Origin of the sequence: Corynebacterium sp., from assembly GCF_030826625.1 — a bacterium.
Taxonomy (GTDB): Bacteria; Actinomycetota; Actinomycetes; order Mycobacteriales; family Mycobacteriaceae; genus Corynebacterium.
This window is the reverse complement of sequence record NZ_JAPJNQ010000071.1, coordinates 1-11,081: the sequence shown is the minus strand read 5'-3', so window position 1 is coordinate 11,081 and position 11,081 is coordinate 1. Positions and strand designations below refer to the sequence as shown.

General features: G+C 54.0%; 8 protein-coding genes. 4 read left to right on the top strand and 4 right to left on the bottom strand.

Features of this window, described 5'->3' with window-relative positions:
• Nucleotides 1–122: 122 nt before the first annotated feature.
• The 4 genes from RCH87_RS08555 (at nt 123) to RCH87_RS08540 (ending at nt 4,576) form a co-directional block, all read left to right on the top strand.
• Nucleotides 123–1,181, top strand: coding sequence for a hemin ABC transporter substrate-binding protein (locus tag RCH87_RS08555; protein WP_306516289.1), 1,059 nt, complete (start codon nt 123–125; stop codon nt 1,179–1,181).
• Between the two features lie 58 nt (nt 1,182–1,239).
• Nucleotides 1,240–2,292 carry an iron ABC transporter permease gene (locus RCH87_RS08550; protein ID WP_306516288.1) on the top strand — a complete coding sequence of 351 codons (1,053 nt, stop codon included), beginning with the start codon at nt 1,240–1,242 and terminating at the stop codon, nt 2,290–2,292.
• A complete protein-coding gene (locus tag RCH87_RS08545) occupies nt 2,292–3,107 on the top strand; it encodes a heme ABC transporter ATP-binding protein (protein WP_306516287.1) in 816 nt (271 codons plus the stop codon). The genes RCH87_RS08550 and RCH87_RS08545 overlap by 1 nt, the downstream gene beginning before the upstream one ends.
• A 245-nt stretch (nt 3,108–3,352) precedes the next feature.
• Nucleotides 3,353–4,576 carry an HtaA domain-containing protein gene (locus RCH87_RS08540; RefSeq protein WP_306516286.1) on the top strand — a complete coding sequence of 408 codons (1,224 nt, stop codon included), beginning with the start codon at nt 3,353–3,355 and terminating at the stop codon, nt 4,574–4,576.
• 348 nt (nt 4,577–4,924) lie between these two features.
• Here RCH87_RS08540 and RCH87_RS08535 read toward each other — a convergent pair whose 3' ends face one another.
• The 4 genes from RCH87_RS08535 to nrdI form a co-directional block, all read right to left on the bottom strand.
• The gene (locus RCH87_RS08535) at nt 4,925–6,460 is read right to left on the bottom strand and encodes a hypothetical protein (protein WP_306516285.1); all 1,536 of its coding nucleotides are present in this window, start codon (nt 6,458–6,460) and stop codon (nt 4,925–4,927) included.
• Nucleotides 6,461–6,601: 141 nt separating this feature from the next.
• Entirely contained in the window at nt 6,602–8,911 is a 2,310-nt protein-coding gene (locus tag RCH87_RS08530; RefSeq protein WP_306516284.1) for an HtaA domain-containing protein, read from the bottom strand.
• 196 nt (nt 8,912–9,107) lie between these two features.
• On the bottom strand, nt 9,108–10,112 hold the full coding sequence (nrdF, locus tag RCH87_RS08525) for a class 1b ribonucleoside-diphosphate reductase subunit beta (protein ID WP_306516283.1): 1,005 nt from the start codon (nt 10,110–10,112) through the stop codon (nt 9,108–9,110).
• 3 nt (nt 10,113–10,115) lie between these two features.
• On the bottom strand, nt 10,116–10,574 hold the full coding sequence (gene nrdI, locus RCH87_RS08520) for a class Ib ribonucleoside-diphosphate reductase assembly flavoprotein NrdI (RefSeq protein WP_306516282.1): 459 nt from the start codon (nt 10,572–10,574) through the stop codon (nt 10,116–10,118).
• Nucleotides 10,575–11,081: the final 507 nt, after the last annotated feature.

Here is an 11,081-nt window from a genome sequence, read left to right as displayed (position 1 = left end):
AAATACCCCCTCCCGCCACCTCTTACCCCACCTTCGGATTACCCCACCTTCACATCCGCGACCGAAAGGAGAAGCCCGTGTTGCCAAACACCGCAGTGCTGCCCAAAACTCGTGGCCGCAGCATGCTCACGGCACTCGTAGTGGCTGCCTCGCTGGCACTTACTGCCTGTGGCATTCAGGGCGAATACGCCCACACCGGCGATTCCCAGCTGCGCGAACAACTGCCCGCAGTCGAAGATCTCAACGATCCACGCTCATTCACAGGCGTCACCCACGTCGACGATTTCGAAGACGTCGTTCCGATCACTGATAACCCCCAGCCAAACCTGCCAGTGGAGCTGACCGATGCCGATGGCTACGACGTCGTCGTCGAAGATGTCTCCCGCATCCTGGCTCTCGACCTGTACGGCACCTACACCAAAACCCTGACTGGCCTGGGCCTGGCCGATAATATCGTCGGCCGCACGGTCTCTTCCACCGAAGACATCATGGCGGATAAACCCATCGTCACCGAAGGTGGCCACAACATCAACGTCGAGGCTGTACTGGAGCTGCAGCCCTCGGTCGTCATCGTGGACCACTCGATTGGCCCACCGGATGCTATCGACCAGATCCGCAATGCGGGCGTGACCACTGTCGTCATGGAGCCAACCCGCACCATTGATTCAGTCGCAGAAGACATCACCACCCTCGGCCAGGTCGTCGGCCTGCCAGATGAGGCAGAAGAACTGGCTCAACGCAGCATCGACGAGCTGGAAAAAGATCTCGAAGCCATCAAAGAGCTGGTTCCAGAAGATCCGATGCGCATCGCGTTCTTGTACGCCCGTGGTACAGCTGGCGTGTTCTTCATCATGGGTGAAGGCACCGGCGCGAAAGACTTGATCGAAGGCGTCGGCGGTATCGACCTTGCTACTGAGCACAACCTTTCCTATGTCGAACCAGCGAACGCGGAATCACTAGCGAAGATCAACCCGGAGCTCATCATCATGATGACGAAGGGCCTTGAATCTACCGGCGGTATCGAAGGACTGATGGAAAGACCTGGCGTCGCACAGACGATCGCCGGACAAAAACAACGTATCGTTACGCTTCCCGACGGCCAATCCCTGGCCTTCGGCCCTATGACCGGACAAACTCTTCTGCGTTTAGCACAGGCGATTTATGATCCAGAACAGCAATAAGACCGCCACTACCCCGCCAACCGCGGCGCACCGCGCAAGCCCAGCGGCACGTCACCGGATGGAACCTGCCCGTGACTCCCGCAGCGATGTTTTTGCCCAACGCCACCGTTTACGCGTCGGAACCTTCATCGCGCTGTTGCTGCTGTTGGTGGGGGCGGTGCTCTTGTCGACGGCCCTGGGCCAGTACTACCTGTCATTGCCGGATTTGTTCAGCATCTTGACCACTGGGCCGACGACGCAGACCGATATTGCATCGAGTGTGGTCTGGGATATTCGCCTACCCCGCATTTTCCTCGGCTTTTTGGTCGGCGCTGCCCTGGGTGTAGCCGGCTGCTTGATGCAGGCTGTGTTCGCGAACCCGCTGGCAGAACCGAGCATCGTCGGCGTGACCTCAGGCGCCGGTGTCGGTGCCGCCCTCGTGATCGTGTTCGAGGTCAGCATTTTGGGAACCTTCACCGTCCCTGCCGCGGCGTTTTTGACCTCTCTGATCGTCACCGCGATCATCTACCGACTGGCGCATAACCGCGGCAAGGTAGCCGTCGTCAATCTGATCCTGACTGGTATCGCCGTCAATGCGGTCTGTGGAGCCATCATCTCTTTCATGGTGTATTTGGCACCGACCACCAGTCGCGAGCAGATCATTTTCTGGCAGATGGGTTCGCTGAACGGTTCACAATGGAAGCACGTGTGGGTGGTTTTGCCGATCGTCATCGTTGGTTTCGCCATTGCCTCACGCTTGGGAGCCCAGCTGGATGTGTTAGCTTTGGGCGAAAAAGCTGCTGGTCACACCGGTATTAACGTCGCGGCGTTACGCATGGTCGCCATCGTGGCCTCGGCGGTGCTGACTGCAGCGGCTGTGTCTTTCGCTGGCCTGATCGGATTCGTCGGTTTGATCGTGCCGCACGTCTTGCGCACCATCGTCGGCCCAGAAAACAAGATCCTGCTGCCAGCTTCGGCGTTGGCTGGCGCACTGTTGATCGCGCTTGCCGACGTTGCTGCCCGCACACTAATTCCGTTTGCCGACCTCCCCATCGGTATTTTCACTGCGCTGGTGGGTGGCCCAACCTTTTTCATCCTCTTGCGTAGGATGATGCGGAAAGGATCTGTGTAATGAGCGTCGTCGAAATTTCGGGTTTAAGCGTTGAGATCGGGCATAAGCGCCTGCTCAACAACATCAGCGTGAGTGCAGAGGCTGGCGAAGTCACAGGACTGATCGGCCCTAATGGTGCGGGTAAATCCACGTTATTGGCCGCTATGTGCGGGGACCTAGAAACCGTGAGTGGCAGCATCAGCTTGGCGGGCATCGATCCAGCGCAGGCTTCGGCCAAAGAACTCGCAACAATCCGTGCGGTGATGCTGCAGGATGTCTCGGTTTCTTTTGAGTTTCTGGTGCGCGATGTGGTGGCGATGGGCCGACGCCCGTGGGCGAAAAAAGTTGACCCCGCAGTGGATGAGGAAATCATTGATGCGGCCTTGACGGCGACGGACACGGCGCATCTGGCTGGTCGTGATATTGCGACGCTATCCGGTGGTGAACGTGCCCGCGTCGCATTGGCGCGTGTGCTGGCACAACAAACACCAATTGTGTTTTTAGATGAGCCCACCGCCGCCTTGGATATCAGCCACCAAGAGCAGGTGCTGGCGTTGGTGAAAAACCTTGCCCGGGAAGCCAACGTGGCCGTGTTTGTGGTCATGCATGATTTGAATGCGGCTGCAGCCTATTGTGATCGCATCGTGTGCCTTGCCGAGGGGGAGATCGCAGCGATGGGCGAAGTTGCTGACGTCTATACCGACGAGATTTTATCCACCGTGTATCAGTGGCCAATCGAGGTGACCTCACACAACGGTCACTTCTTGGTAAGCCCGGCGCGGCAGCACCCTAGCCCGGAGCAAGACGATTTAGTTCGTTTGCTGGGCAGCCGCTAGTAGCTTGTCGACGACGGCGGGCGTGGCACTGTTGTGTTGCGCCCGCCTTTGCGTTGCGAATTGCACATTTTTGCTAACCAGCAGGGCTTAAACTTACAGGTATTTCACAGTCAAAACTCTGGCATCACAACCCTAAAATGATTACCCCCATAAGTTCACCCTTCGCTGGCTTGACCATTGTAAACCTACCCTATTTATTCTAAACTTCTCCTTGTCTTAATTGTTCTTTTCTTCGAGGAGTCTAAATGAAGAATAAATTTTCCCTGGGTGTAACTCTGTGCGCCGGCCTTGCGGTGATTGGCGGCGCTCTGACGCCAGCCGCCTACGCTCAGCAAAACACTACTGCCAACGTATGCCAGAACCCAGGTGTCGAGATCGTCGACGGCAAGTTCCACTGGGGTATCAAAGAATCCTTCCGTAACTACATCAATGGGCCGATCGCTAAGGGCTCTTGGACTGTAGAAGGTGCAGTCGAACAAGACAGCACCGACAAAGCAGCACAACGCAAGCCGGACTTCCAATTCCACTTCGATGTTGATCCGCAAGCTTCCAAGATCGAGCTCGACAACGCTGGCAACGTTACGAATTCCGAAATTCGGACCAAAGACTCCACCTTGATCTTCGAAGGCCACCATGGCGCTTTGTACACGCAGATGAAGTCCCCGTACGTGAAAACCGAAGGGACCACTGTTAAACCTGGCACTGGCTACGTGGGTTATTACGTTGAAGGCAAAAGCATGACCGAATACAAGCCGGAAGACCGCATCGAGGCGAATAAACGCACCGGCGAAGGAGAGTTCGGCCAGGGTACAACCACCGGTTGGACTCGCGATAACAACACTCTAACGATGTCCGGCACCAACCTTCGCTATACCCCACAACCAGGAACAGATTCCTACAAAGGCATTCTCCAAGGTGTCGACCTCATCTTCATGGGAATCTACAACGACGACTATAAGCCAGAGCTCGATAACGTCCGAGTAGATCTCAACGTCAAGAACACCTGCTTGGACGAGGAAAAGACTGAACAACCAGCTCCAGGTGCGGGCGAGAACAACCAGCCGGGGCAGGGCAACGAACAGGCTCCAGCTGAGACCCCGCAGCCTCCAGCGAAGGACAACAAGGAAGAGGCGAAGCCTCAACCAGGTAAGGAAGAGTCAAAGCCGAAGCCTCCAGCAAAGGATAAGGAGGACAAGGAGCAGACCACCGAATCGGCAAAGCCACAGCCACCTGTTAAGGACAAAGACGACAACGCCACTCCTCCATCGGCTTCTGGTTCCTCGTCTATCCAGGACTTCTTCAACAAGCCTTCGGACAGCAAACCCATGCAGACCCTGCAGACATTCTTCAATGCAGCCCTCGGCTTGATCACCTTCGGTGGCATGTTCGCTCTGATCGGCAATCTGTTCCACAAGGTTTTCGGACCACAGTTCCAACACTTCATGAACAACCTGCCGTTCAAGATCTAACGTCGCACGGTGCTCTTAGCGCACGCGCCTGAGAGTAATCCGCGCCTATAAAACAAAGCGGGTGAGACCTTCCTCCTGGGTCTCACCCGCTTTTTGCATGCATGTCTCAGAGCGAGACTAAAACCTCTCTAGCAGTCACCAAGTTGCAGCCAGGCGACACAAAAGTCCTCCGTAGCCACCCCAGAAGCTTTCACTACACAAATACGCACAATCGCAGGACTCAGAAACGACTAGTCCCCCTGAGGCAATCTACTGCGAGCAGCGTACCCAGAGAATGCAGAAAATCCGGGGCCTGCACAAGCAGACCCCGGATCAAGCGCGCTTCGCTTTTAGCGACAGCACATACAACTACAGTGAACGCAGCCAGCCAAAGGCATCTTGCAATAGCTTGATGATCATCTCACCAATCACGCCAACGAATCCACCGCGGGCGAAGTATTCCGTGAGCTTATTCAAGAACGCTTCCAGAGCATTGCTCGACCCCACATTGTCCTTCGCTACCGGCGGAAGTGGCTTATCCACTTCTTTATCCGCATCAGTCGCGGCACCTGCATTGTTAGCGTTCGCCTCTGCAACTGACTTTTCCACGTCAGCAAGCTTTTGCGAAACCTTCTCTACCTCTTGTTTGGTAGCCGCAAGTTCCGACTGTGCTGCCTGCTTAGCCTGTTCAGCGTCGACAAGCTTCTGTTCCAGCTCCTGCTTCACCTTCTCGGCAGAAGCGAGCTTTTGTTCCAGCTCCTGCTTAGCAGCCTTTTCTTTCTCAAGTTCTGCGGTTCCCTCTGCAACCTTGTTCGCCTGAGCATCAGCAGATTCCTTGGCTTTGACGTACTCGCTCTGGAGCTTCGCAATCAATTCAGCCTGGCTCTCCACCTGGGCAGCCAGCTCAGTGGATTTTTGCTGGGTCTCAGCGGCAGTTGCTTCCAGCTCCGCCAACTTGGCCTTTGCAGCCTCTGCATCAGTCACGTATTCCGGGACTTTAATTCCCGCGCCGACAGCGAATGGCTCCGAGACAGTCTTGCCAAGAGGCTCCCATTTGCCACCACTCTGCCGGTTGGCTTCGACCTCGGCCACGTAGACAGCTGGATCGGAATCAGTGAAGGTGTATTCACGTGCGACGCCCGAGTTCACGTCGTGCTGGCGGGTATCACGAAGCATGCGGTCACAGCTAGTGATGCAGCGCAGAGTGGTACGCCAGCGCATGTTAGGCAGGTTGTGTTCAAAATCCCAGGTCAGCTTCACGTTGTTCCGGGCGTCGACCGAGGCTTTCAGGTTGGTGGGAGCGGCGATATTTTCGATTTTCGGCGCATCCGGGACCTTAATATTGATGCCGCGGTCGAAATACCGCTCGGTCAGAACCGGACCGTGAGCAGCGGCCACACCGACGGTGTAGGTCTTGCCAGGCTGGAAGGTTTCTGGCGGAACGACGATTTCTTTTTCCCAGTCGCCATCTTTGATCTCTGCACGGGTGATCCAACGCTCGACCAAGCCATCGCCCTGGCCGGAAATACCCAAGCACTTGTTGAGCTTCCACTTAGCGTTATCAATGATGATGAGGTATACGCCATGGCGCGCTGCGGGTTCGTCTTGCGTATAGCCTTTGCCCTTGAAGTTGAATTTGGTTTCCTTGGTCGGGTCAATTGGCTCTGGCGAGTAGGTGACGTCCAGTTGCACATTGGATTTCCGCTGGTCCAGTGTTTCTGGAACTTTACAACCGTGGTTAACGTCCGGCACAGAAGTTGACTGTGTCGCCTGTGGAGCTACCGCATCAGGGGTTTCGGCTGGTGTGACTGGTGCGGCAGTAGCAACAGCGCCTGCACCCAACATAATGGAGGAGGCGGTCAGAGCCGAAAGAACAATACGTCCAGCGCGGGATTTAATACGCATGATTGGGCCTTTCAATAAGGAGGGGTGAAAATTTGGGCAAGTGGAAATAGAGGTCGAATTTGTTCGACGCCCCAGTTCACACCAGAGCGACTCGGCGCAAGTGCTAGTGCGTAGATGGCACTAGTGTTGTTGCCTTAGCCGTTAGGAGGAGAAAAATACGCGTGGCAGATTGAACAACCAGTTGAAGAACTTGATGATCTTCTCGAAGGTGTTTGAGAAGAATCCAGTTATGCGCTGCCAAATGCTTGGCGATTTCTGGGATTCTTTGCCCTTCTTGTCGCCTTGCTCCTTGTTGTCGTCAGCCGGCGGCTGTTGCTCGTCGACGGACTCTTGCTCGGTTGGCTCGGTCGATGGCTTCGTTTCACCGGCTGGCTTCTCAGCCTTGCCGTTACCTGCTGGCGCTGCTGGCTCTACTGGGCTCTCTGGCTTCGCTTCACCGGCTGGTTTTTCAGGCTTCGCTTCGCCGGCTGGCTTCTTGCCCTCAGCCCCAGCTTGTCCTTCAGTTTCGGTTTCCGGCTTTTCTGGAGTTTCCGGCTTTTGCGGCTCTGTAGGCGCTGGTGGCTCCACTGGGCTCTCCGGCTCTACCTGCTCAGTGTGGTCGCCGACCTGTGGATCAGTGGAATCCAAACGCAGGATGACAGCGTGCTCTTTATACGTTTCATTATCTGTCTCAATGGAATAGGCAAACAACTTGTCATTCCACTTCAGCAGGTTACGATGATGATCAGCAGAACCTTTTTGGTTTGGCAGTGTAATGCTGTCGGTAATCTGCTTAGTCACCGGATCTACCCAGCTCAACTTCGAAGTAACCTCATTGGTGATCAGAGCTTTATCGCCAACGAATGCAACCTCAGAGATCTTCTTGAGGTCACCAACCAAGCCTCGCTCAGATTGTGGCTTCAACTCACCATTCTCATAACGGAAGAACTGCATACCTGAGTTATTGCTGTCATGGCTGTAGAAAGCTACATTCGTACCGTCTGTTGCCATTTCGGTCGCATAAGTAGAATCGCCAGTTTTTTCACCGAGGTGAGTTCCACCTGTTGCCAACTTCGCTTCACCGTTCGGTTGAATCAACACCGGTGGCACACGGTAACTACCCCCACTTTCACGATCGACTGCAACCGCCGGCAAATATAAAACATTGCCGTCTGGCATGACACTCATGCTTGTAGGCAGGCCCGTAATTCCAACCTCACCATAAAGGTTTCGGTTAAAGCCCTTACCGTAAAGGAAGAGCTCTTCATCGTGGGCCTTCACCACGTCTTGCGGTGCAGTCAGCGTCGCAGTTGTTTTTTCACCGGCAGCAGTAACCCAGGTCAGCGTCGAGTCATTATCGTTGGTGCCGCGTGCGATAATTCCTACCCGATCGTTGGCAGCATCGTAAGCAATACCAGCAGGCTCGACACCAATGCCTTCAGCAATCATTTCCGGTGCAGACCAACCTGCTGCCGAAGCAGTGGCAGCCTTGAGATTTTGTCCCTCTACCCAGTAAATACGATTACCCGCACCCTGGGTGAAAAGAAGCGCCTGGTTGTACTGCAACGGGGTTTCCAGTGGAGTTCCCACTGCTTGCATGGTTGTTGGATCGATGAGCTCGACTGCGGCTTTATCTTCAGTGGAAACACGCGTAGCTAGTGCTACATAATCCTGGAGACCAATCATGGTGTCCGTACCTACAACCTGGCTGGAACGGTAACGCTCACCGATAGTAAGCGGTGCTGTGTCATTGCCAGGGCGTGCGCCTTTACCCTCATATTCGAAGCTCAATGGGGCCAGCGGGCCACCCAAGTCATAGAAATTAGAGAAGGTGTGCACGCCGTCTTCAGTCAGCGAGGTAGTGATTCCACTCCAGGAGACTTTGCCATCTTTTTCTTCGAACTTAGCGGTCTTCGTCCAAGCTTGAGCGATCTTCGCATCTTCTTTTTCGAAAATTTCACCGCTTGGGTACTGCTTCGAGCGCACGTCAGCTTCCACGTAGGAGCCTTCTGAGCTCAACACGATCGTGGGATCTTTAATGGTCAGCTCCAACGCACAGTTTCCGCGCTCGGCCGGGCGACCCTCGCAGTACTTGAAATACTCGATGCTTCCTTCGAACTCTGCACGAGTAATCTGTGTAGCGTCCTCGAAGCCAGCCTTTTTCAAGTTGAACTTGTAGTATTGCTCAACGGTGTCGCTTTCCGACGATGGCTGGTCGGTTCCGTTGTTATAGATCTTGGTGGCACCACCAGTGACATTGGTTGCACCCAATGAGTAGCGCAGGAAGGAATCGCGCAATGCCCAGTTCAAGCTACCTTTACCGTTTTCAGTAGCAACAGTTTGTGCTTGTTCGGCACCACCTGGCGTTTGTTCTGTCTGTGCCCCGGCAATAGGGGACATCGCTGGTACCAAACTGAACAGTCCCAGCGCGATACCCACCGAGCTAATCCGGCGGGATTTCTTAGCTGCCACAATCATCTCCTCGGAATGCAATAGTATTGACATATATAACCGAAGAAAGGTTAACCTACAGCTGAAAATTAAGTAAGGGTTAACTCTAAAGAATACCCCCAGACACCCCCACAAAATAGGGGCGACTGAAGGTGCAGTTACTGCTCAAAGCAAAGAACAGGCGCTTTTGAAAACGAATTCAAATTTCAGGAAATTCTTAGAAATCCCAGTCGTCGTCTTCAGTTTCCTCTGCCTTACCAATCACATAAGCCGAGCCTGAACCAGAGAAGAAATCATGGTTTTCATCCGAACCCGGCGTTAGCGCCGCCAGAATTTCCGGTTTCACCGTTGCTTCTTCATCGCTAAACCGTTGCGGCAGGCCCAGGTTCATCAGCGCTTTATTCGCGTTATAGCGAATGAAGTTCACGACGTCGTCGTAAAGCGCCAAAGGGCGGTACAGCTCTTCGGAATAACTCAACTCCAGCTCGTAGAGCTCGTCGAGAAGCTCGTAGACGAACTGTTTCACTTGCTCCTGGGTGGTGGCGTCGTAAGTTTCCAAACCACGCTGGAATTTATAGCCCGAGTAGTAGCCGTGCACCGCCTTATCACGCAGAATGAGGCGCACCATGTCTGCGGTGTTCATCAGCTTGCCACGAGAGGCGAAAAACAGCGGCAGATAAAAACCAGCGTAGAGCGAGAACGACGACAAAAGGGTGGCAGCCGCCTTGCGCTTGAGCGGATTATCACCGTAATAATGCTGCAGCACCGCCTTGGAACGCGCCTGCAGAACATCATTATCCACTGCCCACTTGTAGGCCGCATCAATTTCTGCAGTATTCGACAACGTGGAAAACACCGAGGAATACGACTTCGCGTGCACCGCCTGCATGAAAGCGATATTCGTGTAGACGGCTTCTTCGTGTTCGGTACGCGCATCCTGGATCTGGCTAACCTCGCCAACCGAGGCCTGCACAGTATCCAACATCGTCAACCCAGTGAACACCTTCATGGTGAGTTCACGCTCTATCTCGCTGAGCCTGCGCCAATCCGTCTGATCATTCGACAGCGGCACCTTTTCTGGCAGCCAGAAATTCGAGGTCAGACGGTTCCACACCTCGAGATCTTTCTCATCCTGCGTGCGGTTCCAGTTGACCGGGCGCAAACGCACTTCAGGGTCGTGACGAAACGCTGTTGGGGTAGCGGAGTAGTCGTAGATGGTCATTAATTAATGCTCCTTCCAGAATTTATCCAGGCCTTCGCGCACGATGGCGGCGTCACGGTCTGTTCCCAACAGCTCGTAGTGGTACAGCTCCGGGACCTGGCATTTAGATGAAATGATTGCTCCGGCAATGCAAAAATCGCTACCGAAATTGGTGTTTCCCGAGGTAATGACGCCGCGTATGAAGCTACGGTTGGTTTCGTCGTTCAGGAATGCAATAACCTGCTTGGGGACGGCGCGACGACGGTCGCCGCCGCCGTAGGTTGGCGTGATCAAAACGTATGGGCGCGAAACCCGAATCATACCCTCTTTGCGGGGCTGCACGGGAATTCGTACCGCAGGGCGATCGAGCTTTTGGATGAACCGGTGTGTGTTTTCAGAAACGCTGGAGAAATACACCAAATCTGGTGATTGCTCTGGGGCGAGTTCCGCGAAAGTTAGTGGCACTTTCGCCGTGGAAGACACGAGAATACCTCCTTTAATTAGCTGGCGTTATTTAACGCATGTTCTGTACATAGACGAATGTTCTGCTTGTAGAGTTCTGCATTCAGATATTTGCGAGCGAGCTTTGGCACGCTGGATAAAAAATAAGTTATATAAAGCTATGATTATTATTTGTTTTTCTTATAGGGAGTATCTCAAAGAAGGGCAGGCACAGCAAAAGCCGAGCATGCGCGCGAAGCAGCGCCTTCGATATGTAGAAACTGGAAGCTCGGGAGGATCAGCATTAGTGGGTGACGGTTATGGTCCTCTTTTGCAAATAGTGAACAGAAAAGGCCGGTTTTAGCGGCACTATTTGCAAAAGAGGACCAAATACCCGACACATCGACGAAGACACCCGACGCGCCGAAAAACACCACATTTTGTCGTTTACCCCCCCTTTAACCCCTGGTCACTCCCGGTGGGTAGACAAAAAGAGGGTTAAACGACAAAAAGTGTGTTTTTTACGGCGTGTCGCCAATTCCCTAGATT

Excerpts from the sequence above, each read along its gene's own strand:
- RCH87_RS08535 (WP_306516285.1), bottom strand. The coding sequence starts at position 6,460 with ATGCGTATTAAATCCCGCGCTGGACGTATTGTTCTTTCGGCTCTGACC.
- RCH87_RS08550 (WP_306516288.1), top strand. The coding sequence starts at position 1,240 with ATGGAACCTGCCCGTGACTCCCGCAGCGATGTTTTTGCCCAACGCCAC.
- nrdF (WP_306516283.1), bottom strand. The coding sequence starts at position 10,112 with ATGACCATCTACGACTACTCCGCTACCCCAACAGCGTTTCGTCACGAC.
- RCH87_RS08555 (WP_306516289.1), top strand. The coding sequence starts at position 123 with ATGCTCACGGCACTCGTAGTGGCTGCCTCGCTGGCACTTACTGCCTGT.
- RCH87_RS08540 (WP_306516286.1), top strand. The coding sequence starts at position 3,353 with ATGAAGAATAAATTTTCCCTGGGTGTAACTCTGTGCGCCGGCCTTGCG.
- RCH87_RS08545 (WP_306516287.1), top strand. The coding sequence starts at position 2,292 with ATGAGCGTCGTCGAAATTTCGGGTTTAAGCGTTGAGATCGGGCATAAG.